Origin of the sequence: Hymenobacter jeongseonensis, from assembly GCF_015694725.1 — a bacterium.
Taxonomy (GTDB): Bacteria; Bacteroidota; Bacteroidia; order Cytophagales; family Hymenobacteraceae; genus Hymenobacter; species Hymenobacter jeongseonensis.
In genome coordinates, this window is sequence record NZ_JADQDQ010000001.1 from 316,305 (window position 1) to 341,598 (window position 25,294).

Here is a 25,294-nt window from a genome sequence, read left to right on the forward strand (position 1 = left end):
TTTGCGTTTAAGCATCACTGTATAAACGTCAGGATACGCCGTTACGGGCACTCCGTTTCCGCCGTGCGGGCATACTCGTAGCCCAGCCGCAACGCCCGGCGGTAAAACTCGCAGGCGGCCGCTGGGTCGCCGGTGCGGGCAGCCAGCCGGCCCAGCAGAAAATGGGTGCGGCCGTCGCGCGGGTGGGCCTGAAGTACTTGGAAGTACTCGTTGCGGGCCGCGTCGTACCGGCCCAAGGCCGTGAGCGCCAGGCCGCGCACCTGCACGTAATGCCATGGCGTGGCAGCCCCGGCGCGTCGGCGCTGAGCGAGGCCACGGTTCAGGTCAGCCAAGCCTTTTTCTGGTTGGTTGAGGTCGAGCAAGCGGGCTTTGCCGCGTGCCAAGTGGGCGGCGCTCAAAGTGCTGTCGAGCGCCAGGGCCCGGCTTAGGCTCAGCTCGGCGGCCGTGGACAGACCTAGCTCGGTTTCGCAGCGGGCTAGGCGGTAGAGCATATTGGCCGCTACTTGGCGGGGCTGCGGCTGGAGCAGGGCGGCCTGAAAATCGGCCCGGGCGGCGCGCGGGTCGCGGTTCACCAGCAGTTCCAGTTCGCCTCGGCGGCGCAGGGCCGGCGCGTAGTCGGGCCGGAAGTGCAGGGTTTCATCCATAAAGCTGTAAGCAGCCGCCAATTGCTGCTGCCCATACGCCCGCAGGCCATCCTCGTAGTTGCTGGTGGCCGTGACGCGGTCCATGGTCACTTTCACGGCCAGCGTAAACAGCGCGATGCCCAGAATAAAGAGCAGCGTCAGCGTCCAGTCGCGGCGATTAAAACGGGTGCGCTGGCGCGGAATGGTTTGGTAGTGCCGCTCGTGGCTGCCGGCGGGCGGGCGGGTGCGCAGCGGCGCGGGCGGCGGCATGGGCACGCCGTACACGTGCTGCGTGGCAGGACGGTGCTGCTGCTGGCGGCGGGCCTCGTCGGCCCGGCGGGCGGTTTGGGCCAGCTGGAAATCGTAGGTGGCGCGGCGGCCGGGGTCGCTCAGCACGCGGTAGGCCACGGCCACGGCTTTGAACTGGTCTTCAAAGCGCACATCACCGCCGTGCTTGTCGGGGTGGTAGCGCACCACCAGCTGCCGGTAGGCCCGCTTGATTTCGGCGGCCGGGGCGGTGGGAGCTACTCCGAGGACTTGATAATGATTTTGACTCACGCTGGGCACCAAACACAAAGGACTGCACAAAAGTCAGCCACGCCCCGAACTTTTCCGTAGAACCGGCTCAGTCCACTGCCGTTTTCGTACAGCTTTCGGGCTGGTAACGGTTCCTTTTTAATAATTGCCACTCCATTTCGCGCCGTATGATTCTCGACGACGACACCTCCAAAACACCCCGCAACGACAGCCTGATTGGCAACCTGACCGGCTACCTCGACACTCGCATCGACTTGGTGCGCCTAGAGCTCCAGCAAAAGGCGTCGACGGTATTTGTGAGCACCATTCACGGGGCCACCCTGGCCATTCTGGGACTGATGTTCGTCATCTTTCTCAGCGTATTTGCGGGCCTGGCCCTTAATTCGGTCCTTGATAGTCCTTTCTGGGGCTTCGGCATTGTGGCCGGTTTCTACCTGGTACTGCTGATTCTGGTGCTGGTGGGCGTCGACAAAGCCGCGTTCCAGGGCCTCGCCAACAAGGCGCTCAAGGACACCATTTATAAATCTGACAAACGCCAAGCCTAGCCTGCCATGAGTGACCTGCAAAATCCCTTGTTCGACGAGGAAAAAGAATTTTTGGAACGCAAGAAGCTCGAGTACGAGCGGGCCCTGCGCGGCGATGTCGAAGGCATCAAAGAAAAATCGGTAGTTGCCGGCAAAGTGGCCTTGGTGGGCGCGGGCCTGGCGGGTAGCGTTTGGCTCATCACCAAAGCTTTCGGCAGCAAAAAGAAGAAGCGCCGCGCGAAAAACGGCCACGACAACGGCTACGACCGCCACGAGGCCGAAGGCGAGAATTTTGATGAAGGGTTCGAAGGCGACAACGGGTTTGGCGCCGAGTACTACACGGCCGGCAACGGCAAGCGCTACAAAAGCGTCACCTACCGCAAGTCGGCTGCCGATTCTGCGCAGGCGTTCATGGAAAACGAGCCTCAGAAACCCCGCCCCGAGCACGGCCAGGGCCACGAAGCCGACGACTTAGGCTTTGGCTCCAAAGCCGCTCCCCAGGCCCAGCCTGCCACCCCAAGCCCGGTGGCCTCGTCGGCCTTCGACCCCGAAGAATTTGAGGACGACCCGTTCAAAGATTTGCCTTACGACGACAGCCGCCGCTTGCCCGCTTCGCACGCGTTTGATGACGCTGATGGCGAGCAGGAAGCGAATCCTGCGCCGGCCCGCCCAAGCTTCGTGGGCCAGGTCCTGCAGAATTTTCTGAAGTCCGATACCGGCAAGGTTTTGGTGGCCCAGGCCGCCGCCGTGGTGCTGGCCGTGGTGACAAAAAAAGTGAGCGAGTTTTTCCCGGCGGACAAAAATCCCGACCTTGCGAGTTCCCCGGCCGTTGCCCCCGCTGAAACCGGGTTTGCGCCCGCCGTTTCGCTCGCTTCTCCTGATTCCCCGGATGCGTCCACCCACACCCCTGCTATATGACGCGCTCCGGACTCGGCAGCACCAAGGCCGCAAAGCGCTGGCCGTGCTGCTCGACCCGGATAATTTAACCGAAACCAGTCTGTTGGACTTGCTGCGCCTGGCTCAGGCGCACCCGGTCGATTACTTTTTCGTGGGGGGCAGCTTGGTGCTTAGTTCGCACCAGGCTGCCCTCATTGCGTTGATAAAAGAGCATTCGGCGGTGCCCGTGCTGCTCTTTCCCAGCCACAGCCTGCACCTCGACGGCCCCGCCGATGGCGTGCTGCTGCTGTCGCTCATCTCCGGCCGCAACCCCGATTTTCTGATTGGCCAGCACGTAGTGGCCGCGCCACGCCTGCGAGCCAGTGGCCTGCAGCTGCTGCCCACCGGCTACATGCTGGTCGATTCGGGACGCGCCACCACGGCGTCGTACATGAGCGGCACCGTCCCCCTGCCGCATGATAAACCCGGCATTGCCGCCTGTACCGCCTTGGCTGGCGAACAGTTGGGGTTGAAGCTTATGTACTTGGATGGCGGCAGCGGAGCCCAAAACCCGGTATCAGCCGCTATGATTGCGGCCGTGCGGGAAGCGGTTGTGGCGCCCATCATCGTAGGCGGCGGCCTCAACACAGGCGAGAAAGTATACGCCGCCCTAAGCGCCGGGGCCGATGTCGTAGTGGTCGGCAACCACATCGAAGCCGACCCTTCATTCCTGGCCGAAGTAGCGGGCGTAGTGTCCTCCTTCAACGCTGTTGCGGCCGCGGCCGAAGCCTAGAGCAACGCGCCGCTACTGCAAAGCGAATCTTGTTGTGGAAGACAAAACCGTCCTGCTGAGCGCAGTCGAAGCATATCGCGTGCAGTCAGTAAAGTCAATCGGTTGAATTAGTTACAGCTTGCGTCATGCTTCGGCTGCGCTCAGCAGGACGGTTTTTTTATCCGAGTTATTTTACTGAACTCGTGACGAGTGGATTGTACAAATTTCTGTGCCCCTTGCGCGAGCACGCAGCCAATTGTTGCCGTTGCTTTAGTCGATGTGCTGCTTGAGGCCAGCAGTTCCTAAAGAACAGATGCTGCCAGATTTTTGAAAACTTGGCTTATATGGATTGGGTAAATTGGGTGGTGAAGAAATCTTCTTAAAGTGAAATAAGCAGGGGAACTAAGGTTTTATTACGCCATTCTTGCTGTTACCTGTGAAGAACCCGTATTTATCCTGTGCCGAAAGGCTTTTGTTCAGCTTTTATGCGGGCAAAAAGTAAGGGAAATTTGCAGCGTTCTACCCCTCATTAGTTATAGAAGATGTCGCCTCAGCCTCAACTACTGGCCACCGAACAAGGCCGCGAACGCGCAGTGAAATTCGCCCTTTCGCTCACCCACAACACTCCCCTGGCCCCCGAGCACTACGAGCAGGGCTTGCTGCATCAGTTCGTGCGCGGCGAATTGACCATCGACCAAGTGCTGGTGAAGCTGGAGCAGCCCATGTCGGCAGGACCCACGCTGTAGGCAACAGCGCGTGGGCAAAGACCCTCGGCGCTTACGCGTAATGATGCTGAAACACCTGCCGGAAGCGCCTTTTGCCAGTAGCGAAATGCCGGGCGTAATGGCAGCAAGCAGCAGAAAAAAGGTATATTCACAGACATTCAAGCCGTGCCGCGTGTCCGAATTTGCCGACTTCTTTCTGGCACAAGCCGAAGCGAGTGCCCACGTCCAGTTTATCTACGACGTGGCGGCGGGGCGCATCGTATTTATCAACGAGGCCTACGAGAAAGTGCTGCACGGCCGGCGGGCCAGCGTCAACGAGGAGTTGCCCGCGCTGCTGGCCCGCCTGCATCCCGACGACCGGGCGTACCTCGCTCACTACGCCAAGCTGTGGGCCCGCGGCCAGATGCCGGACGAGGCCGAAGTGCGGTTGCAGCACCCCGACCAACCCGACCAATGGTTTTGCCTCACGCCCTCGCACCACGCCAACGCAGCCGGCCGCGTGTGGCTGGGCGGAACCTTGCGCGACATCAGCGTGGAGAAGCGCTACCAACAAAACGCCGACAACTTCAATACCCGCAAAAACGTCACCCTGGAAATCCTCTCGCACGACCTGAGCGCGGCCTTCGCCATCGTGCAGCAAATTGCGCAATACATCGGCGAGGAGGTTGCAATTGCGGCCGACAGCCGGGTAGGGGAGATGTTGCGCGTGCTGGAAAGCACCAGCCAAAACAGCGTGAAGATGATTCGCGACCTTATCAACCTAGAGTTTCTGGCCTCGGCCAACACGGACTTGAAGCGCGACCGAATAGAAGTCGGCGCCGCCTTGCGCGCACCCCTCGAAGATTTGCAGCGGGAGCAGGACCTGCTGGGCCATCCGTTTGCTTACACGCTGCCGGCGGAGCCCGTTTATGCCCGGCTGGATGTGAACAAGATAACCCAGGTGCTCACCAACTTGGTCAGCAACGCCATCAAGTTTACGCCGGATGGGAAGCGGGTGGCGGTGCGGGTAGAAGCCGCGGCGGGCAGCGTGCGCATCCACGTCAGCGACGAAGGAATCGGGATTCCGGTGGCCTTGCAGCCCTATTTGTTCGAGCGCTTCACCAAAGCGCGGCGGGCCGGGCTGCGCGGCGAGCAAACCACCGGCCTGGGCCTGGCAATTTGCAAAACCATCGTGGAATGGCACCAGGGTACCCTGCGCGTGTACAGCACCGAAGGCCAGGGCACCACCTTCACGGTGGAAATCCCGCAAGCCCCCGGCCCCGACGGGCAACCCGCCAGTGCCGCCACGGGTGAAAAAACCAGTTGAAAGTGGGCGGCGGGAATAAATTCCCGAAACGCAAAAACCCGAAAAACACTTCTGCCCAGCAGAAAGGATTTTTCGGGTTTTTGCTATGGAGCCTCTTATTGGACTCGAACCAACGACCTGCTCATTACGAATGAGCTGCTCTACCAACTGAGCTAAAGAGGCTTGTTTCCCCACCAACGCTTTCGGAAGGGACTGCAAAGATAGGCAACGCGCCGGACGCCGCGCAACCGCCCCGCGGAAAAGTTTAGCAACCCCGCCGCCGGGGCCGCGTTTGACAAATTACCAATTACTGCTTCCATGAAACTACTGCCTTCTCTCGGCGCGGGCCTGGCCGGCGCCCTTGCCCTCACGGCTTTGCACGAAACCGCACGCCGCCTGCGCCCTGCCGATGCGCCGCGTATGGACATTCTCGGCATGCGCGGCCTGCGCAAGCTGCTGGCCAAAGCCGACGCCCCGCAGCCCGACGATGAAACCGCCTTTGGCCTGACCATGGCCGGGGATGTGATTTCCAACGCGCTTTACTACAGCTTGGTGGGCAGCGGCCGGCACGCGGTGCGCCGGGGACTGCTGCTGGGTGTGGCGGCCGGTGTGGGCGGCGTGGTATTGCCCGGCCCGTTGGGCTTGGGCGAAGCCCCCAGCAACCGCACGCCCCAAACCCAACTGATGACCGTGGCGTGGTATAGTGTGGGCGGATTGGTGGCCGGAGCGGTAGCGCAAGCCCTCCGCAAGGCACGAAAGCGGCGCTAAATTGGGGTAGGTTGTACCTTGCGGCGGCATTTACCATTTTAGCTCTATGCGTTTCTGGCTCATTCTAATTCTTGTGATTTTTGCCCTGCGCTACCTGCTGCCCATTGTGCTGCGGCTGGTGTTGGCGGGCTTTGTGCGCAAGCAAATGCGCAGCGGCGGCTTCGTGGTGCCGCCACCGGCGCGGCCGGGCCCACCGCCCGCGCCGGGCCAAGTGCGCGTAGACTACGTGCCACCCGTAGCCGCGGAACCTGAAAAACCAAAGGGCTTTAAAGGTGGAGAATATGTTGATTTTGAGGAGGTAAAATAAACGAAGAGCGGAGGCGAATCTTGGTTTTGAGTAGGGTTTGCGGTAGAGGCATGAGCGGCCCGACCGAAGTATTAAACCCAACGCCCAGAAAATGGCGGAACGGTAAGTTGAGCCTTCGCGTGGTTCTACTGTACCTTCGGGCACGTTTTTGTGTTCCCTCAAAATTGCCCTAATGGCTGCTGTTGTTTCTGCTTCTCCTATTTCGTCCGCGCCGTGGTGGCAGCGGGCCCTGCCGCACGTGCTGGCGGTGCTGTTCTTTGTGGTGCTGGCGTGCTTGTATTTCTCGTCCATCATGTTCGAGGGCAAGACCTTAGCCCAGCACGATATTACCCAGTTTCAGGGCGGCGCCCACGAGGCCCAGGAGTACGCCAAGGCCATGGGCCGGGAAGCCCTGTGGACGAATTCCATGTTTTCGGGCATGCCCACCTACCTCATCAGCCTGCACTTTCCGGGCGATTGGTCGGGCTACTTGCAGCGCATCATGACCTTGGGCCTGCCCGCTGTGGTGGCCAATTTGTTTCTGGCGCTGCTCTGCGGCTACATTTTGCTGGTGGCGTTGGGCGTGCGGCCGCTGGTAGCCGTGGCCGGGGCCGTGGCGCTGGGCTTTTCGAGCTACAACCTCGCCATTCTGGCCGCTGGCCACAACACCAAAAGCATTGCCCTGGCCTACGCGCCGCTGGTGCTGGGCGGCGTGCTGGTGGCCTACCGCCGCGATAAGTGGCTGGGCGCCGCGCTGTTTGCCGTGGGCCTCACCCTCAACGTGCGCGCCAATCACCTCCAGATTACCTACTACCTGCTGCTGCTGGTGGCCATCTTCGGCATCATCGAGTTGGTGGCGGCTTACCGCGCCGGTCGCCTGCCCGAGTTTATGAAGCGCACCGCGTTGCTGGGCCTGGGGGCCGCGTTGGCCGTGGGCGTCAGCTTCGGCCGCCTCTATACCACCCTCGAATACAGCAAGTACAGCAACCGCGGCCGCACCGAGCTAACAACCGCAGCCCCCGGCCAGGCCCCCGCCGCCAGTGCCGCTGACGAGAGCACCGGCGTTGACCGCGACTACGCCTTTCAGTACAGCTACGGCGTGGGCGAAACCATTACGCTGCTGATTCCCAACTTCTACGGCGGGGCCAGCTCCATGCCGCTCGGCACCGATTCTAACTTGGCCAAAGCGGGCCTGCCGCAGGAATACTTGGCGGGCATGCCCACTTACTGGGGCCAGCAGAGCTACACCGCCGGGCCAGTTTATATGGGCGCAGTGGTATGCTTCCTGTTCATTCTGGGCTTGTTTGTGGTCGATAAGCGCACGCGCTACTGGCTGCTGGCGGGTACGGTCTTGTCCATTCTACTGGCCTGGGGCAAGAACTTCGAGACCTTCAACTACTTGATTTTCGATATTCTGCCTGGTTATAACAAGTTCCGGGCGGTGAGCATGGCGCTGGTTATCGCGCAGTTGGCCATCCCCATTCTGGGCGCGCTGGCCCTGAGCCGCGTGTTGCGGCCGCGGGCCGCTGCTCAGCCCCTGGCTCCTGCCGATGCCCAGCAACACCCCGCACTCGCCAAGGCTGCCGGGGCTGCCAAAGCTCCTATCTCGGCCGAGGCCGCCGCGTTGCTGCCCAAAGTGCTTTATGCGGGTGCCATCACGGCGGGTATTTGCGTGCTGGCGTATCTGGCCAGCTTCAGCTTCGATTTTGCAGCACCCATTGATGGGGAACTGACCAAGCAAGGCTTCACGCCGGAACTGTTGGGGGCCCTGCGCGCCGACCGCGCCGATTTGCTGCGCGGCGACGTGTGGCGCGGGTTGTTTTTCATCGGGGCGGCGCTGGCCGTGCTCTATTTCTACCTCAAAGGCCGCTTGAACATGGTGCCCGCGGCGGCCCTTATGGTGTTTTTGGTACTGGTCGATTTGTGGGGCGTGGACAAGCGCTACCTCGGCACCGATAAGTTCCAGAGCGAGACCATTGCCCAGGCCTTCCAGCCGTCGCCCGCCGACCAGTTGATACTGCGCGATTCGGGCCTGAGCTACCGCGTGCTCAACATGCAGAACCCCTTCAACGAAGCGCAAACTTCCTACTTCCACAAGAGCATTGGCGGCTACCACGGCGCCAAGCTACGCCGCTACCAAGACCTCATCGAGCGGCAGATTTCCAACAATAATCAGCAGGTGCTCAACATGCTGAACACGCGCTACCTCATCACCGGCGACCCCAAGCAGCCGGTGCAGCGCAACCCCGGCGCCCTGGGCAATGCCTGGTTTGTGCGCGAGGTGAAAGCCGTGAACAGTCCTGACGAGGAAATGGCGGCCCTCAGTACCCTCAACCCTGCCACCGAAGCGGTGGTGGACGTGAGCAAATTTCCGCAGCAAAAAGCGGCCAGTTACGACGTTACCGGCTCTACCATCACGCTGTCGGGCTACACGCCCGACGAGTTGAAATACAGCTACACGGCTAAAAATCCCGGCCTGGTAGTCTTCTCCGAAATTTACTACGCCGATGGCTGGCAGGCCTTTATTGATGGCAAGCCAGCGCCGCACCTCCGGGCCAACTACGTGCTGCGGGCTATGCAGGTGCCAGCCGGCTCGCACACCATCGAGTTCAAGTTTGAGCCCAAGGCGTACGCAGTGGGTAATGCGGTTTCGCTCGCATCCAGCATTGCCCTGCTCTTGGTGATGGTGGGCGCGGTAGTGTATGCCGTGCGCCGCAAGCGGGGAGTTGATGCCCCGGTAGCCGCCGTGCCGGTGGCCTAAAGAAACCAAAGCAACAACGGGCAAAGAGTTGCGATGTGCTAGCAGAACGGCATTTTATCGCCGAAACACTCGAACGTCCTGCTGAGCGCAGCCGAAGCATCTCTACCGCAATAGTAAAATAAATTACTGCTGCGGGAGAGATGCATCGGCTGCGCTCAGCAGGACCGTATAATTAGGTTCCGAACATTCCTCCTGAAGCAACGGTGCTCACCTAAACGTCCTGCTGTGCATGCCGACTGCCACTGACTTGCTGCAGGAAATAACGGAGCCCGCCGCTGAGCAGCAGGGAGTGCGCTTGCTGCTGTGGCGCGATGACCTAGCGCATCCGGAATTGCCCGGTAACAAGGCCCGCAAGCTCAAATTCAACCTGGCTGCGGCCCGGCGGCAGGGCCACCACAAGCTGCTGACGTTTGGTGGCGCATATTCCAACCACGTTGCCGCCGTGGCCACGGCCGGCCGGCTGTTTGGCTTCAACACCATTGGCCTGATACGGGGTGAACCCACAGCGGTGCCCAACCCTACGCTGGCCCAGGCCGCCGCCGACGGCATGGCCCTGCATTACCTCGACCGCACCGCCTACCGGCGCCGGGCCGAGCCCGATTTTATCGCTGAGCAGCTGGCGCGTTTCGGTGCGGCCTATGTGCTGCCCGAGGGGGGCACCAACGCCCTTGCCTTGCCCGGCTGTGCCGAATTGGTGACCGAGCTTCAGGCGCAAACAGCTTTTGATGCGGTTGCCGTGGCGGTGGGCACGGGAGGGACTTTGGCCGGCTTGCTCACCGGTTTGGCGGGCGAGCAACAGGCTGTGGGCGTGGCCGCTCTAAAAAATGGTAGCTTCCTGCGCGCCGAAATTGACACGCTCACGCAGCAGGCCCAGGACCGAATATTTACCAATTATTCGGTGCAAACCGACTATCATTTTGGTGGCTATGCTAAATATTCGGCTCCGCTACTGGCTTTTATTCAGCAGTTTGGAGTGCGGCACGGCGTACTGCTCGACCCGATTTATACCGGGAAACTGCTATTTGGCGTGCTTGATTTGATTAAGCAAGGATATTTCCGGCGCGGCAGTACGGTAGTTGCCATTCATACCGGAGGCTTGCAGGCCTGGGCGGGTTGGCATGAGCGGTTTGGCCGCGCTGGGTAATGGCGCCGCCGGCTTTTGGCTTTACCGTTGCGGCTTCAGGAAGTGTGCTATTTCCAAAGAGGCCAACACGAACACCACCGACAAAACCGGCGCCAAAAACCGCACATCCCAATCGTCGACGGTGAGCATGATGATGGCCGTTTGCAGCAAGAGAATGGCTGCTAAAAACACCCGTGCCGGCCGCCAGATAGCCGGGCGCCACGCAGCCCGCGCCGCCAGCCAATAGGCCGGCCACAACACCGCCACGCCCACCACCCGGTGCGCCAGCGAATAATGCGGCTTGAGGTAGCTGATGAAAACAAAAAGCTTGCCCAGCATCAACCGACCTAAATAGACTGGGTTGTGAAAGGCGAAGTAGAGCACCCGCGCGGCGGGGCCGGTGCCGGGCGGCGGCATGTTCAGCGGTTCGACCTGGTGCACGGCCCAGAGCTGGTAGCGGAATATGAGCTCGCCCCGCTCGTAGGTATCCATGAGGTAATAGGTGGCGAGCTGGTGGTCGAGCGCCTGCCACAGCAAGGGCGATAGCAGCACCAGCAGCAGCAGGGCGGCGCGCCAAGCCCGCGGGTCATGCCGGCGTCGCAGCACATCGAGCCCCGCCACCCCCGCGGCCAAGCCCACCATGAAGCCATTGGGCCGGGTCAGGGCCGTGAGCAACAGGGCCAAGAACAACACCGCCCAGTCCTGGAGCTGGCCCTTGCGCACGCGGGTGAAGGCCCCGAACGACAGCGCCACCATGCTGATAAACAGCGACTCGGTGAGCAGAAAGACGTTGAAGCGCTGAATATCGGGCCAGACGATGAAGAGCAACGTGGCTACGGCCGCGGCTTCGCTCCGGCCATTGGCCAAGCGGCGGGTGCCCCGGTAAATGGCTCGCGTGGCCAACGCCGAAACGGCCATTTGGCCCGCTACGATGCCCCACCAGCCCAGGCCCAGCCATAGCCAAAGGCTTTGAAATAGCGGGTACAGCACGTAGCGCAGGTTGTGGCCGGAATCGAAGTGGCCGCGCTCGGCAATATTAGCGGCGTATTCGAGGTAGCGGGCGCTGTCGTTGGCAAAGTGCGGCCCGTGAAACTGCCGCAGGTACACCAGCTGCACCAGCACCCACAACCCCAGCAGCACGGCCCGGTGGTGCGGCCACAGGCGCAGGCCCAGCGAACGTAAAAGGAAAAATACCCGCATCGCCTACAAAGCTAGCTGCCCGCGCTGCCGAACACCGCCCCGCCGTCCTCGTACTGTAGAGCCTATGAACCTCATTCGTCTTTTTCGCCGCTTGCTGCCGCTGTTGTTTTTGGTGGGCCTGGGCTGGTTTCTGTGGCGCAAAGTGAGCCCCGCGCTCGACGACCTGAACACCATGACGGATACGCGCCCGCAGGTGACTGTGACCCACAACACGGTGCTAACGCAGGTCGAAGCCCTCGGCCGTTTGGAGCTGGTGCGCTACCGTTTCAAAGACGTGGTGGAGTACAAGCGCCGCACATACCGGTTTCTGCCCGAGTCCAAAGTGGCGCTGGTGGTGGCGGGCGAAGCCGTGGGCTGCATCGATTTGCGCAAGCTCAAGCCGCAGGATGTGGTGCTGGAAGGCGACTCGGTGGTGCGCGTGTCGCTGCCCGCGCCCGAGTTGTGCAGCTTCCAGATAAACCACAACCAAAGCCGGGTTTTCAGCACCGAAAATGGCCTTTTTCAGGATGCTGAACTGGTGGACGAAGGGTACAAATACGCCGAAGCACAGGTGCGCAACGCCGCGCTCCAGTCTGGCATTCTGGCCGCCACCCAGCGCAATGCCGAGCAGATTCTCGTGCCCATGCTGCGCACCCTCACCGGCCGCCGCGTGATACTGGGCCAGCAAATGCGCCTGCCAGAAGCGGGCCCCAAGCAGTAGCGTGGACTCTGCGAGTCCACGCCTAGGGCGGATATCCGATGTATCGTTCGTGTAGACGCGGACTCGCAGAGTCCACGCTACTTTATTGCTACTCTTCGTCTTCCGGTGCTTTGCCCAAGTCGTCAAGCGCGATTTTGATTAAGTCCTGCTCGTAGCCTTTGCCGGTGAGGTACTGCGAGATTTTCATGCGGCGCACGCGCGGGTTCTTTTCCTTTTCCTGGCGGTCTTTTTTCTCCATCACGTCGACCAGGTTCTGGTAATACTCCTCGCCGTCAATCTCCTTCATGCCCGACTTGATGCAGTACTCGCTGATTCCTTTCTGCTTGAGCTCTTGCATAATGCGGCGGCGCCCCCACTTCTTGTGGCGGTAATGGCCGCGCACAAACGCCTGGGCAAACCGCTCTTCGTCGAGCAGCTTTTCGCGGCTGAGGCGGATGATGATTTCGCCGGCTTCGTCCTCGTCCAAGCCGTAGGAGCGTAGCTTTTGCTCCACTTCTTTCTGGGTGCGTTCCTGGTAGGCGCAGAAGGCGGCAATCTTTTGCAAGGCTTCGCCGGGCGTGTACTGCTTGGGCGTTTTGTCGGTTTTGAACATAGAAATCGGCTTGTGAAGGGCCAGTCATTCTGAACAATGCGTTCGGCACTTCGTTACCCAACCGGGCACACATTTGTGCAATTAACACGTGGGCACCGGCTCACCTTGCGGTTTGAAACTGGATATTTCCCCCGGCATTCGCCAGATGTTGCTGAGCACCTTGCTCTTCGCGGGCATGAATGCCTGCGTAAAGCAACTGCACCACCTGCCCGCACTGGAAATTATTTTCTTCCGGTCCATCTTTTCCATTGTGGCCAGCTACGTGGCGCTGCGGCAGCTGGGCGTGGCGCCGTTCGGCAACAATTACCGCCTGCTCATCAGCCGCGGCAGCACGGGGGCGCTGGCACTGGTCTGCTACTTCCTGGCCTTGCAAAACCTGCCGCTGGCCACGGCCGTGACTGCACAATACCTGGCCCCGATTTTCACGGCCGTGATGGGCATTTGGTTGGTGCGCGAGCCGGTGCGCGGCTGGCAGTGGCTGTTCTTCGCGCTGAGCTTTGGCGGGGTGGTGCTGGTGCAGCAGGGCGGGCCCGTGAGCACGGTGGCCGACACGGCCGGTTCGGATGCGGCGGGCTTAGCATTTTTGGGCGTGGGCGTGCTGGGCGCGCTGCTTTCGGGGCTGAGCTACAACGCTATCCGCAAGCTGCGCGGGCGCGAGCATCCCATGGTAATCGTGTTTTATTTTCCTTTGATTTCGCTGCCGCTGGCGGCAGTGGGCTGCCTTTTTCAGTGGCAAACGCCGCAGGGTTTCGACTGGCTCTGGCTGCTGGCGTGCGGCGCGTTCACGCAAGGCGCCCAAATCACGATGACCCGTGCCTACCAGCTTGAGCGCCTGAGCCGTGTGGCACCGCTCAACTACCTCGGCCTGTTTTATGCACTGGCCTTGGGCTACGTATTCTTTGCCGAAGTATTTGGCCCCTTGGCCTACGGCGGCATGGCGCTGGTGCTGCTGGGTGTGGGCCTGAATGCCTGGTACACCAGCCGGATTGATGCCCGCGCCGCGGCCCTGAAACCCGCCGAAGAAGTCGTGGCGTAGCCGAATTGCCGCTGTCGTATTGGTAAGCAAAACCGCTTTTTATGCCGGTCATGCTGAGCGCAGTCGAATCATCTCGCTCGCATCGTTCACCGGTTGATTTAGTGGCAGCACGCGAGATGCTTCGACTGCGCTCAGCATGACCGGCGAGGTTTGTGGGTGAAAAATGCTCCTTGTTTTAATATCCAAAGTCCCAAGCAACTGTTGGCACTCAGGCGGCATCAGTTGAGAGGAGGCCGTAACTTGCTCAGGTCCTTTGTTCTGCTTTATGCTATTTGCTGTGTTGCGTCTGCCCGCTGTTCTGCTCCTACTCATTTGGTTACCAATTGTTAGTCATGCCGGCGTTATCAAAGGCACGGTGAGCGGTGCCAACCAGCAAGGCCTGGCTTTTGCCAACGTGGCGGTGCGCGGCTCGGCCACCAGCACGGGCTCGAACGAGCAGGGCGAGTTTCAATTGCGGTTGCCGGCGGGGCAATACGAGCTGGTGTTTCAGTACGTGGGCTACCGGCCCCATATTCAGCCGGTGCGCGTGCAGGGCGGCGATACCGTGCTGACGGTGAACGTGACGCTACAGCCGGAATCCTACAACCTGGGCGAAGTGTTGGTGAAATCCACCGACCGCGACCCGGCTTACGCCATCATTCAGCAAGCCCAGCAGTGGCGGGCCTACCACCGGCGCGAAGTAGCCGCCTACCGGGCCCGCGTCTACATCAAAAGCCTGGGCCGCATCAACGACACGCCCGAAAAAATCATGGGCCTGTTCAAGCTCGGCCCGGACATCAAAAAAGGCATTTTTTACCTCTCCGAAAGCCTGTCCGACATTAGCTTCGCCCAGCCCAATGTGGTGAAGGAGCGCATGATATCGAGCCGGGTGAGCGGTGACTCGCGGGGCATCAGCTTCAACCGAGCCAGTGCGGCGCGCAACCTCGGTTTCTACGAAAACCTCATAAAACCAGGTTTTTCGGAGCGCGGCTTCGTGTCGCCCATTGCCAGCAATGCCATGTTGTTTTACAAGTACGAGCTGGTGGGCAGCACGCCGCGGGGCAGCGAAGTGGTGCACAAAATCCGGGTGATTCCGCGCCGCCGCACCGACCCCGTTTTCACGGGCTTCATCTACATCGTCGACAATTCTTGGCGCATTCATTCCGTGGATTTGAACCTCGACAAAGACGCCCAGATTGACTACGTTGATGCCCTGCACATTGCCCAGCAGTACGTGCCCGCGCCTGGCAACCCCAACGTGTGGCTTATTCAGTCGCAGCAAATCCGGGCCGAGCTATCGGGCTTGGGTTTCAAGGGCTCGGGCTACATCACGGCCGTGCTGTCCAACTACGCCAACGTGGTGCCGACATACCCCACGCCGCCCGCCGCCAAAACCGCTCCGCCCGTGGTGGTAGAGGCCAAAGACGATGCCCCACTCGGCCAGGAAACCGCCGCCCAAATCCGCAAGCGCAAGCCCGACCTGCGCGGCCTCAACGCCCAGGTGCGCAAGCAGGTGAAGCGGGCCGTGCGCGACTCCCTCAAAAACGACCCTTTTGCCCAAATGCCGCGCGGCCAGGTGCAGCTGGTGGAAAAAGGTGTGAACGAGCGCGACTCGGCCTACTGGGACCAAGTGCGCCCCGTGCCGCTCACCGCCGAGGAAACAAAGGATTACGCCGTGAAGGACAGCACCGAAGTCATCCGCGAATCGCGCCCTTACCAAGATTCGCTCGACCGGAAACGCAACGAGTTCGAGCCCATCAACCTGCTGATTGGTGGCTATACGCACCAGAATACCTTCAAAAAGCAGTCGGTGGCGGTGCTGCCGCTGGCCCAGATTTTTCAGTATAACACCGTGGAGGGCGCGGTGCTGAATGCCCAGGCCGTGTTCCGGCAGCGCACCGACGACCGGCGCAATTTCACCCTCACGCCCACGCTGCGCTACGGGTTCAGCAGCAAACAGCTGAACCCGAGCCTGGCAGCCACGTGGCAGCTGCACCCGGCCAAAATCAAGCAATTCTCGCTCCTGGTGGGCCGCACGGTGGAGAATTTTGACCGCAACTCGCAGCTCACGCCCGCCATCAACACCCTCTACACGCTCTACGCTAACCGCAACTACGCCAAGCTCTACCGGCGCGACGGCGCGGAACTGTCTTACCTCACCGAGCCCGTGAATGGCCTCAACCTGGTGACCAGCGTGAGTTACTTTGACCGCCGCGAGCTGTTCAACACCACCACCGAGTTGCTGCGCGACGTGCGCGGCCGGGCCTTCACGCCCAACCTGCCGGTGAGCGAAGAGTTGCCCAATCCTAGCTTTGGCAGCAGCCAGGCGCTGGCCGTGGGGCTGTCGATGGATTACAAACCCGGCCAGCGCTACATCAGCCGGCCCGATGGCAAGTTCAACCTCGGCTCGAAGTGGCCCACGTTCAACGTACAGGGCCGCATGGCGGTGCCGGGCGTGCTGGGCTCCGACGTGCGCTACACGCTGCTGCAAGCCGGCGTGCGCGACAACGTGCCGCTGGGGCTGCTGGGTACTAGCACTTTCCGGATGAACGTGGGCAGCTTTGTGGGGCGGAAACGGGGCATGCAGTTCATGGACTACCGCCATTTTTCCGGCAACCAAACCATCCTGGCCGGCAGCTTCAGCAACTTCCAGCTGCTCGACTACTACCGCTTCAGCACCAACAGCAGCTACCTTGAAGTCCACTACGACCACCACTTCAACGGCTTCTTTCTCAATAATATCCCGCTGCTGCGCAAGCTGAAGTGGCAGGAAGTGGCCTCGCTCAACTACCTCGCCACGGGCCAGGCCGGCCACTACGTGGAGCTGGGTGTGGGCATCGAGCACATTTTCAAAGTGCTACGAGTCGATTTCTATTCCGCCCTGCAAAGCGGGGAGAAGCTAGGCACCGGTGTGCGGATTGGGCTGGGCTTCTAAATGAGCAGTAGTGGCGTGTGCCTGCCGCCTCGGGTGCGTGTGTTTCCTGCTTGGCGCAACTGCTTGCTCCCTGTTGTCAGGAGTTCACGAAACTCATGGACCATCCGAATTAAATGAACTTTGAAAGGTGAACGAGTTTCTTAAACTCAATGTGAGTCGCAGGGGACTTTACCAGCCTGACAAGGGGCTATGAGCAGCAGTCTAGCAAAAGGAGCCATTTGCTTGGTAGGTGGCAGACCGTAGTGGCGGCTGCTGTGCAGAAAGCCAGCCATCGTTATAAGCGGGTTTTGAGGGCGGCCACGAAGTCCTCCAGCGCCATGCGGCAAGGCACTTGGCTTTTGTCGTAATGCATGATGGTATCCCAGATTTCGACCCGTTTCTGCTCGAAGTAGATGAGTACTTGGTACACGTTGCCTTCGTCCTCAAACAGGGCTTGTTTCGCTTCCTGGGCCACGGCAATGCGCCGCAGCAGCTGCTGCGCCCATTGCTTGGGCACTTCTATTTCTAAGTATGATTCCAAAGTAGCGTACACCATAGCTTATTCAGTTCACGCAAAGGGTCGTGGCTGTTGCAGAACTCACGGGTCGGTTCAGAAACAAGGTAAGCGGGCGATGAGGCGCGTGTAAAAGGCCCATTTGAGCACGTTTCCCGCGTCGGCGAACCCGTCGAGCGTTCGCCTGGTGCGGCTAGACCGGGTTCTGCAACAGCCACGGTCGTTTCTTGACCCATATCGAATGACCTCATCTGCGCTTCGGTTCTGGAACTCCCAATACTTGACTTGTGCAGGGCCCAGCTCCCAACAGCGGTTTGACACGGTTAAAACGGCGCCTGAAAAGAGGGCCACGTGAAATAGAGCACCGCCCCTTGCATCAGCGTCAGCAATAAGGTAACGCCCCAGAAAGCGGCTTTGTGGTTTTTATGGTGCAGCAGCAAAATAGCCGCCCACGCGCCGGGAGCCGCGCCGGGCAGCGTAACCAAGTGCAGCGTTTTTTCGGAAATGCGCCGCTGGTCCCGTTGGGCTTTCCGTTTATCCAAGGCGAACAGCAGGAAACACAGAAGATTGAAAAACAACAGGCAACTCAAGATTATTGTCATGGTGCGGGAAGCGGGGCCGCAAGGTATGGAGCTGCGTTCAAGGAAAGGGTGATTCAACCCACCACCTCACGGATTCTTCACCGCCCGCATCAAATTCTTAAGCGCTGCAACCGGATAAGCCTTGCCCCGCGATACCACGGCGTCAATTTGCTTGATGTTGGCGATGTTCTCCAACGGGTTGGCGGTCAGGAGGAGCAGGTCGGCGTCTTTGCCGGGGGCGATGGTGCCAGTGCTGTTGGCCACGCCCATGAACTTGGCGCCGTTGATGGTGGCGGCTTGCAGCGCCTGCAGGGGCGTGAGGCCGGCTACGACCAACTGCTGGAGCTCGTCTTGCAGGGAGGCGCCGGGGTAAATGAAGGAGTTGAACGGCCCGCTGTCCGAGCCGGCCAGAATGGAGACGCCGGCCGCCTGCATCAGCGGCACCAGGGTGTAAAACTTGGCCTCCAGCTTTCGGCCAAACGCCTGGGCGGCGGGCGACTGCTGGCGGGCGCTGGCCAGCCGCCGAGTATAGGTGGCCTGAATCTTGGGGTCTATGTACGCCCGTAGCGTGTCCTGGACGTGGTTGTTTTCTGACAGCTCGCTCAGGGTTTTGCCAATGAATAGCGTGGGCACCACGGCCGTTTTGCGCTTCGCCATGAGCTTGAAAATGCGGTCGGCTGCCTCTGGGCTGTACGTGTCGTACACGGCCGGCAGCACCGCAAACAGGCCCAGTGGCTTCGGCGTTTTCAGGCTGTTGCGCACCAGCGCCGTGAGGCTGTCTTCCTTGCTGGACGCCGCCTTGAACACGTAATACAAGTGTTCGGTGGCATCGAGGCCGCGTTTCACGGCCTCGCCCAACGTCACGGAGTAAGGCATGTGGCCGGTCGTTTTCAGCCCCCGCTTCTGGGCCTGGGAAATGGTGTTGAGGTAAGCTTCGCCGGAAATCTTGCTGTCGTAAATCTTCACATAGTCCACCCGCAGCCGCTTCAGCGAATCGACAGCTTGGCGAATTTGGGCTGGCGTTTCTACTTCCAGCGAGCCGGGCCAATAGGCCTGGGGGCCGTCAATCTTGGGGCCAGAGGTGAAGATGCGCGGCCCGGCCAACTTGCCGGCGTCCATGTCGTCGCGCCACTGAAATACGCTGGGCGTGAGGTCGCCGCCGGCGTCGCGCACCGTGGTCACGCCGTGGGCCAGAAAGAGCGTCAGGCTTTTGCGGTTGGCGGCAATGAGGCTGTCGCCGCCCCGGAAATGCACGTGCATGTCCCACAGGCCCGGAATGAGGTAGCGGCCGTTGCCGTTCACGTACTGCTTGGCCGCGTAGCTGTCGCGGTCAGCGGGGTCCACGCCCACAATCTTGCCCTTCGAAACCGTGACTACTTGGTTGGGTTTGAGCTGGCCGGTCAGCACGTCCACCACCGTTACGTGGTTGATAACCACGTCGTAAATCTCCAGCTTGGTGGGCCGGCGGGCGCAGTCGGCCAGCAGCACGGCCAAACTCAGGCCAAATAGCAAACGAAAGAATTTCATGTAGGAAATGGACAAGCGGCGGGCGGCAAAGTTAGAAGGGTATTCGGACCATGAACCCGGCCAACGAGTCATCTTCGTTTTCCATGGTAAAGGGGCCGAGTTCGCCTTCGGCAATGAGGACGAAGGGAATGTTTGGGAATGTTAATTTTCGGCACATGCTTCGACTAGCTCAGCATGACAAATGCGGCGGCTTGCCAAAGGCCGAATATGCTCCAAGCAGCCCAGAATCAACGCCAGCGTACTTTCTGGCTGGCTTTGCTTGCGTGCAGGCGGGCGGGCACGCTGGCCAGAATCAGGTCGCGAAGGGCGGTGAGCAGCGTGGTGCGCACAAACCCGTGATGCACCACTAAGCTCACCTCCCGCACCGGCACCGGGGCTTCAAATCGTTTGATGAGCGGGTTGCGGTCTACCTCATCTAGCATGGCCAGCTCGGGCACCAGCGTGTAGCCGTGGTGGCGGCGCACCAGTTCCTTCAGGGTTTCAATGGAGCCGCTCTCGTAGGTGATGGCGCCGGTAGGGGAGGCCGGGCCGCACAAGTTCAGTACCTGGTTGCGGAAGCAGTGGCCCTGCTGCATCAGCCAGAGGCCGGAGCTTTGCAAGTCGGTGGGGCGCACAGTGGTTTTGGTGGCCAGCTCGTGCGTCTCCGAAGTCAGCACCAAAAACGGCTCGTCCAGCAACGGCAGCTCGTGTAGCTGCCGGTCATCGAGTGGCGTCACCAGCAGGCCCACGTCGAGGCGGTGCTCTTTGAGCTGCTGCATGATTTCCTCGGAGCGCAATTCTTCTACCCGCACCCGCAGGTCGGGGTAGGCCGTGGTAAGGCCCACCAAAAAGCGCGGCACCAGGTAGGGCGCTAGCGTGGGAATGACGCCCAAGCGCAGCTCACCTACTACTTCGCCTTTTTCTACCTGCACCAGTTCCCGCAGCAGTTGAGCTTCGCGGAGCACCAGCCGGGCCTGGGCAATGACTTTGGCGCCCACGGCGGTGGGCTCGGCGCCGCGCTGGGTGCGGTCGAAAAGCAGCACCCCCAGCTCTTCTTCCAGCTTCTGCACCTGCACGCTGAGGGCGGGCTGGCTCACGCAGCTTTTTTCAGCCGCGAGACCGAATTGGCGGTGCGTATCAAGCGCGACGAGGTAAGTGAGTTGCTGTAGGTTCATGGGCAGCGGAAGAAGTAGACCGTCCTGCGTCACGGTACTCTGCATGGCGATACATCAAATATAATCTGTGGTTATAAAATCATCTGCAAAATCAATTTTGATTATGGAATGGTAAGTCGGACTTTTGTTAGGCGCCCGTCCATATGGTGCCATTTTACTTTATTTATCAAGCTGTTCATGGAAGAGTCAACCCAACCGAAGACGCTGACCACCGCGTCGGGTCGCCCTATTTTCGACAACCAAAACTCGCAGTCGGCGGGAGCGCGCGGCCCTTTGTTGTTGCAGGACTACTTCCTGCACGAGAAGTCGGCTCACTTCAACCGGGAGCGTACGCCGGAGCGCGTGGTACACGCCAAAGGCAGTGGTGCGTATGGCAAATTCACCGTCACGCACGACATCACCCACCTCACCCGCGCCAAGCTGTTCGCTAAAGTGGGCAACGAGTGTAAGATGTTCGCCCGTTTCAGCACCGTGGGTGGCGAAAAAGGTTCGGCCGACACCGAGCGCGACCCCCGTGGCTTCGCTCTGAAGTTCTACACTGAAGACGGCAACTGGGACCTAGTGGGCAACAACACGCCGGTGTTCTTCGTGAAAGACCCGCTGAAGTTCACTGACTTCATCCATACCCAGAAGCGCGAGGCGCGCAGCAACCGCAAGTCGCCCACCATGATGTGGGACTACTGGAGCCTCAACCCCGAGAGCCTGCACCAGGTCACCATTCTGATGAGCGACCGCGGCACGCCCTACGGCTACCGCCACATGCACGGCTACGGCTCGCACACCTTCTCGCTGATAAATGCCGCCAACGAGCGGGTGTGGGTGAAATTCCACTTCCGCACCCAGCAGGGCGTGAAGAATTTCAGCGATGCCGATGCCAAGATGATGAAGGCCGAGGACGCCGACTTCGCGCAGCACGACTTGGTGGACGCCATCGACAACGGGGATTTCCCGAAGTGGACGATGTTCATCCAGACCATGACCGAGGAGCAAGCCCGCGACTTCCGCTGGAACCCCTTCGACCTGACCAAAGTGTGGCCCCAGGGCGAATTCCCGCTGCAGGAAGTGGGCGTGATGGAGTTGAACGCCATTCCCGAAAACTACCACGCCCACGTGGAGCAGGCCGCTTTCGCTCCCGCCCACGTGGTAGACGGCGTCGGTTACTCGCCCGATAAAATGCTGCAGGGCCGTATCCTGAGCTACCCCGACGCGCACCGCTACCGCCTAGGCGCCAACTACGAGCACCTGCCCGTGAACGCTTGCCCCTTCGGCTTCTCGAACTACCAGCGCGACGGCCAGATGGCCCTCGGCGACAACGGCGGCCCCGGCCCGAACTACTTCCCCAACAGCTTCGACGGCCCCGTGGAAGACAAAACCCAGGGCGAGCCCGCCCAGGCCCTTGACGGCTTCGCCGCTCGCTACGACCGCAACGAAGGCCCCGGCAACGACGACCACTACACGCAAGCCGGCAACCTGTTCCGCCTGCTCGACGCGCAGGCGCAAAAGAACCTCATCAACAACGTGGTAGGTGCCATGTCGGGCATCGAAGGTCCGAAGAAAGACCTTATCACGCAGCGCCAGCTGTGCCACTGGTTCCGGGCCGATATCCGCTTGGGCATGGCCATCGCCAAAGGCCTTGGCGTCGATGCCGAAATGCCCACGGAGCACAGCTCGGCTCCTGCTGCGGCCCTGGCGTAGTCATCCTGAATCCAATTAAAAAGGCCGCTTCGAGCAATCGCAGCGGCCTTTTTGTTGATTTGTGAGCCTGTGAAGCTGCTACATTGGCTTCTTGCGCTCCGCTTGGAATTTCTTTATCTGGGGCTCAATCACCTTCTTATCGCCCACTACTACCACGGTCATGGCTTCGGGGCGCACGTACTTGCGGGCCGTTTCGCTCACCTGCTGGGGCGTCACGGCGTTGATGTTTTTCACCTGCTCGGTAAGGTAGGTTTCAGGTAGGCCGTGCAGGTCGAGGGTGTTGAGCTGCCCGATGATGCCGCCGGGGTTGGAATTGCGAAGCACGAACATGCCGCCTTCGTAATTCTGAATGCCTTTGAGCTCGTCGGCCGAGGGCGGCGTTTTTTGCAGCAACTCGACTTCTTTCATGATTTCGCGCAGCGAGTTATAGGTATCGGCCGTGGTCACGTCGGCGTTCTGCGTCCAGTTGCTGGTGCGGTACTTGGTGTCGAGGTAGCTGTAGGGCGAGTAGGTGTAGCCCTTGTCTTCCCGAATATTACGCGTAATTCGCGAGCCGAACGAACCGCCAAGCAGCGAGTTCATGACACGCAGTTTGATGTAGTCCGGGTGGCTGGGGTCGATGACCGGCAAGCCCACCACAATGGTCGACTGCGGCGCGTTGGGCCGGTCCTGGGTCAGCACATCGGCCTTGCTCACGGGCTTGGCCACGTCGATGCTGGGCGCGGGGCCTTTGGGAAAGCTGGCCCATGCCGCCGTGATGGCCTGGCGCAACGGCGCCGCCTCGAACCGGCCGGCCACGTACACGCTGGTGCGCTGACCGCCGTACTGGGTTTTGTAGAAATTTTGGGCCTGCTCCAGCGTCAAGGCGTCAATCTGGGCATCGGTGGGCAGGGGCCGGCCGTAGGGATGGCTGCCGTAGAGGGCCCCCGTAAATTTCTGGCGCGCCTGCACGCCGGGCTGGGACCGCGCCAAGGACATCTGCCGCTTCAAATCGGTTTTAAGGCGGGCCACTTCGGACGCGGGCATCGCCGGGTGCAGCACTACATCGGCCAGCAGCGTGGCCATTTCCGGCGCGTATTCGCTCAGGCAGGAGGCCCACAGGTTGGTTTGGTCGGGGCCGGCCGAGATGCTGAGCGTACCACCCATGCGCGCCACTCGCTCCGCCAACTGCGTGGCCGACATGGTGGCGGTGCCTTCCTGCAGCAAGCGGGCCAGCAGGTCGGCAATGGCCACTTCGTTGGGCCCTTCGTGCACGTTGCCGGCCTGAATGGCCACCATCATCGTCACCTTGGGCACCTGGCCGTAAGGCACCAGCCGGGCCTTGAGGCCATTATCCAAAGTGAATTCTTCTTTGGCGGGCAGGGCAAAGTCGCGCGGCTTGCCGCCCGCAGGCGGGGCTTCCTTGGCCGCAGCAGGTGCTTTGGCGGCGGCTACGGCTTTGGCTACGCCGGCTTCCCGGCTGGTGGGAGCGGGCTTGGCCGTGGGCTTGGCTTTGGTGGGCGCCTTTTGGGCCCAACTTTCCGGGGCGGTGGCGGCCACGAGGACCGTGCTGAGCAACCCAATAAATAGCTTATTCATGGCAATGGAAAGATGGACTAGCTCTTAGCCAGTGGGTTGACGGTGATGATGGTGCGGTTGGTGGGCCGCAGGTATTCGCGAATGGTGGCCTGCATCAGCGCGGGCGTCACTTTCCGAAACTCGCTCTCGATGCGGTTAATGCGGTTCGGGTCGTTGTCGAACAAGGCAAACGAAGCCAGCAAATCGGCCCGCCCAAAATTGTCGGACCCGCTCACCTGGTCGTAAAACGACGAGCGGATTTTCACCATCGCCAAATCCATCGTTGCTTGGTCGATGCCGGTGTGGGCCAAGCGGTCGATTTCCTGGTCGAGCACGCGCACCACCGAATCGGCCTGCACCGTGGGGTCGTACACGAGGCTGCCCATCCAGAGCATGGGGCCGTTGTAGTTGAACTGGTTGCCGAGGTCCGAGTTGATGCCGCCGCTCACCCCATCGGAGTAGCCGCGCTTTTGCACCAGGGCCTGGTAGAGGCGGCTGTCGTTGCCCTGCAGCAGAATCTGGTCGAGCATCACCAAAGCGTAGTACTCGGGCGTGTTGCGCTCGGGCATGTGGTAGGCGAAGGCCAGGGCCGGCTTGGTGGCCAGCTTGTCGTCGTGCACGAACCGTTGCTCCTGCTCCTGGCGCGGCTCGGCCAATTCGGGTTTGGGCGGCTGCGGGGCGCTGGGAATGTTGCCGTAGTATTTCTCCACCCAAGCCTTGGCCTCGGCGGGCTCAAAATCGCCCACCACGGCCAGCACGGCGTTGTTGGGGGCGTAATACGTCTTGAAAAACTGCTTTACATCGGCCAGGTTAGCCGCGTCGAGGTCTTTCAGGTCGCCGTAGAAGTTGTGGGCGTTGTTCCAGTTCTTGTTGGCCTTCTGCGGCATCAGCAGCCACGGGAAGCCACCGTAGGGCTGGTTGAGCACGTTCACGCGCACCTCGCTTTTCACCACGCCCTGCTGGTTGGTCAGGTTGCTTTGGGTGATGGCCAGGCCGCGCATCCGGTCGGCTTCGGCCCAGAGAATGGTTTCGAGCTTGTGGGCCGGCACCACCTCGTAATAGTTGGTGAAATCGAAGCGCGTGGAGCCGTTCAGGGCTCCGCCGTTCTTTTGAATCAGCCCAATAAACTCGTTCTTGCCCAGGTTCTGCGAGCCCTGAAACATTAGGTGCTCAAACAAATGCGCAAAGCCCGTGCGGTTGCGCGGCTCGGTGCGGAAACCTACTGCATAATACGCGGCCACCGTGGCTGTGGGCGCCGTGTGGTCGGGCGAGAGCACCACCCGCAGCCCGTTGGGCAGGGTGTAGTACTCCACCGGAATCTGAAATGCGGGCCCGGCTGGCGTCGCTTTTTCGGGTGCTACGGCCGCTGTTGCCGGACTTGCATCCACTGGCGCGGTTACCACCGACGTGGCTTTGGGACTACACGCGCCCAGGGCCAGCACAACCGCCGGAGCCCACAGCAGGCTGCGATTAAATACCTTAAAATGTCTCATAGGAAAAAGGTGTGAAGTGGGGAGAGCTAATAAAATCCGATTTACACAATATTTGGCAAAAACCAGCGACGA

The 25,294-nt window shown here is 60.7% G+C and carries 22 protein-coding genes and 1 tRNA gene; 13 read left to right on the plus strand and 10 right to left on the minus strand.

The genetic code is table 11. From position 1 onward, the window contains the following. Window positions 1–41: 41 nt before the first annotated feature. Window positions 42–1,181: a J domain-containing protein gene (locus I2I05_RS01370; protein ID WP_196280413.1), complete on the minus strand. Its 1,140-nt coding sequence runs from the start codon at window positions 1,179–1,181 to the stop codon at window positions 42–44. Between the two features lie 146 nt (window positions 1,182–1,327). Here I2I05_RS01370 and I2I05_RS01375 point away from each other — a divergent pair, with 146 nt between their 5' ends. The 5 genes from I2I05_RS01375 to I2I05_RS22260 all read left to right on the plus strand — a co-directional run bounded on the left by I2I05_RS01375 (window position 1,328) and on the right by I2I05_RS22260 (window position 5,363). Then, entirely contained in the window at window positions 1,328–1,705 is a 378-nt protein-coding gene (locus I2I05_RS01375) for a phage holin family protein (protein WP_196280414.1), read from the plus strand. Window positions 1,706–1,711: 6 nt separating this feature from the next. Then, window positions 1,712–2,602: a hypothetical protein gene (locus tag I2I05_RS01380; RefSeq protein ID WP_196280415.1), complete on the plus strand. Its 891-nt coding sequence runs from the start codon at window positions 1,712–1,714 to the stop codon at window positions 2,600–2,602. Continuing rightward, window positions 2,574–3,353 (plus strand): geranylgeranylglyceryl/heptaprenylglyceryl phosphate synthase, encoded by a 780-nt coding sequence (locus I2I05_RS01385; protein WP_196280416.1) that lies wholly within the window; start codon window positions 2,574–2,576, stop codon window positions 3,351–3,353. The genes I2I05_RS01380 and I2I05_RS01385 overlap by 29 nt, the downstream gene beginning before the upstream one ends. 521 nt (window positions 3,354–3,874) lie before the next feature. Continuing rightward, window positions 3,875–4,078, plus strand: a complete 204-nt coding sequence (locus I2I05_RS01390) for a hypothetical protein (protein WP_196280417.1) — start codon at window positions 3,875–3,877, stop codon at window positions 4,076–4,078. A gap of 151 nt (window positions 4,079–4,229) precedes the next feature. Further along, on the plus strand, window positions 4,230–5,363 hold the full coding sequence (locus tag I2I05_RS22260; protein ID WP_196280418.1) for a PAS domain-containing sensor histidine kinase: 1,134 nt from the start codon (window positions 4,230–4,232) through the stop codon (window positions 5,361–5,363). A gap of 86 nt (window positions 5,364–5,449) precedes the next feature. Here the strand turns inward: I2I05_RS22260 and I2I05_RS01400 are convergent. Next, window positions 5,450–5,525, minus strand: a tRNA-Thr gene (locus tag I2I05_RS01400). Between the two features lie 135 nt (window positions 5,526–5,660). Here I2I05_RS01400 and I2I05_RS01405 point away from each other — a divergent pair. From I2I05_RS01405 to I2I05_RS01420, 4 genes are all read left to right on the plus strand, one after another. Continuing rightward, window positions 5,661–6,110, plus strand: a complete 450-nt coding sequence (locus I2I05_RS01405) for a hypothetical protein (RefSeq protein ID WP_196280419.1) — start codon at window positions 5,661–5,663, stop codon at window positions 6,108–6,110. A 46-nt stretch (window positions 6,111–6,156) separates the two neighbouring features. Next, on the plus strand, window positions 6,157–6,417 hold the full coding sequence (locus I2I05_RS01410; RefSeq protein WP_196280420.1) for a DUF4834 domain-containing protein: 261 nt from the start codon (window positions 6,157–6,159) through the stop codon (window positions 6,415–6,417). A gap of 172 nt (window positions 6,418–6,589) precedes the next feature. Further along, window positions 6,590–9,157 (plus strand): YfhO family protein, encoded by a 2,568-nt coding sequence (locus I2I05_RS01415; protein WP_196280421.1) that lies wholly within the window; start codon window positions 6,590–6,592, stop codon window positions 9,155–9,157. A gap of 229 nt (window positions 9,158–9,386) precedes the next feature. Further along, a complete protein-coding gene (locus tag I2I05_RS01420) occupies window positions 9,387–10,301 on the plus strand; it encodes a 1-aminocyclopropane-1-carboxylate deaminase/D-cysteine desulfhydrase (protein WP_196280422.1) in 915 nt (304 codons plus the stop codon). Between the two features lie 21 nt (window positions 10,302–10,322). Here the strand turns inward: I2I05_RS01420 and I2I05_RS01425 are convergent, their stop codons facing one another. Continuing rightward, the gene (locus I2I05_RS01425) at window positions 10,323–11,480 is read right to left on the minus strand and encodes a hypothetical protein (protein ID WP_196280423.1); all 1,158 of its coding nucleotides are present in this window, start codon (window positions 11,478–11,480) and stop codon (window positions 10,323–10,325) included. A 64-nt stretch (window positions 11,481–11,544) separates the two neighbouring features. On the opposite strand from I2I05_RS01425, the gene I2I05_RS01430 reads away from it, so the two are divergent. Continuing rightward, on the plus strand, window positions 11,545–12,180 hold the full coding sequence (locus I2I05_RS01430; protein ID WP_196280424.1) for a DUF4230 domain-containing protein: 636 nt from the start codon (window positions 11,545–11,547) through the stop codon (window positions 12,178–12,180). An 88-nt stretch (window positions 12,181–12,268) separates the two neighbouring features. Here the strand turns inward: I2I05_RS01430 and I2I05_RS01435 are convergent, their stop codons facing one another. After that, the gene (locus I2I05_RS01435; RefSeq protein WP_196280425.1) at window positions 12,269–12,772 is read right to left on the minus strand and encodes a regulatory protein RecX; all 504 of its coding nucleotides are present in this window, start codon (window positions 12,770–12,772) and stop codon (window positions 12,269–12,271) included. A 112-nt stretch (window positions 12,773–12,884) separates the two neighbouring features. Here I2I05_RS01435 and I2I05_RS01440 point away from each other — a divergent pair, with 112 nt between their 5' ends. Beyond that, window positions 12,885–13,808 carry a DMT family transporter gene (locus I2I05_RS01440; protein WP_230688072.1) on the plus strand — a complete coding sequence of 308 codons (924 nt, stop codon included), beginning with the start codon at window positions 12,885–12,887 and terminating at the stop codon, window positions 13,806–13,808. Between the two features lie 277 nt (window positions 13,809–14,085). Further along, window positions 14,086–16,722, plus strand: a complete 2,637-nt coding sequence (locus I2I05_RS01445) for a DUF5686 and carboxypeptidase regulatory-like domain-containing protein (protein ID WP_196280426.1) — start codon at window positions 14,086–14,088, stop codon at window positions 16,720–16,722. A 274-nt stretch (window positions 16,723–16,996) separates the two neighbouring features. On the opposite strand, the gene I2I05_RS01450 is transcribed toward I2I05_RS01445, so the two are convergent. The 4 genes from I2I05_RS01450 to I2I05_RS01465 all read right to left on the minus strand — a co-directional run bounded on the left by I2I05_RS01450 (window position 16,997) and on the right by I2I05_RS01465 (window position 20,477). Then, window positions 16,997–17,242, minus strand: coding sequence for a hypothetical protein (locus tag I2I05_RS01450; RefSeq protein WP_196280427.1), 246 nt, complete (start codon window positions 17,240–17,242; stop codon window positions 16,997–16,999). A gap of 296 nt (window positions 17,243–17,538) precedes the next feature. After that, window positions 17,539–17,817: a DUF1294 domain-containing protein gene (locus I2I05_RS01455; RefSeq protein WP_196280428.1), complete on the minus strand. Its 279-nt coding sequence runs from the start codon at window positions 17,815–17,817 to the stop codon at window positions 17,539–17,541. A gap of 66 nt (window positions 17,818–17,883) precedes the next feature. After that, window positions 17,884–19,323, minus strand: coding sequence for an amidohydrolase family protein (locus I2I05_RS01460; protein WP_196280429.1), 1,440 nt, complete (start codon window positions 19,321–19,323; stop codon window positions 17,884–17,886). Between the two features lie 227 nt (window positions 19,324–19,550). Beyond that, a complete protein-coding gene (locus tag I2I05_RS01465; RefSeq protein ID WP_196280430.1) occupies window positions 19,551–20,477 on the minus strand; it encodes a hydrogen peroxide-inducible genes activator in 927 nt (308 codons plus the stop codon). A 177-nt stretch (window positions 20,478–20,654) separates the two neighbouring features. Here I2I05_RS01465 and I2I05_RS01470 point away from each other — a divergent pair, with 177 nt between their 5' ends. Beyond that, window positions 20,655–22,172: a catalase gene (locus I2I05_RS01470; protein WP_196280431.1), complete on the plus strand. Its 1,518-nt coding sequence runs from the start codon at window positions 20,655–20,657 to the stop codon at window positions 22,170–22,172. Window positions 22,173–22,250: 78 nt separating this feature from the next. Here I2I05_RS01470 and I2I05_RS01475 read toward each other — a convergent pair whose 3' ends face one another. Next, window positions 22,251–23,750, minus strand: coding sequence for a M16 family metallopeptidase (locus I2I05_RS01475; RefSeq protein ID WP_196280432.1), 1,500 nt, complete (start codon window positions 23,748–23,750; stop codon window positions 22,251–22,253). Window positions 23,751–23,767: 17 nt separating this feature from the next. Next, the gene (locus I2I05_RS01480; RefSeq protein ID WP_196280433.1) at window positions 23,768–25,222 is read right to left on the minus strand and encodes a M16 family metallopeptidase; all 1,455 of its coding nucleotides are present in this window, start codon (window positions 25,220–25,222) and stop codon (window positions 23,768–23,770) included. Window positions 25,223–25,294 lie beyond the last annotated feature (72 nt).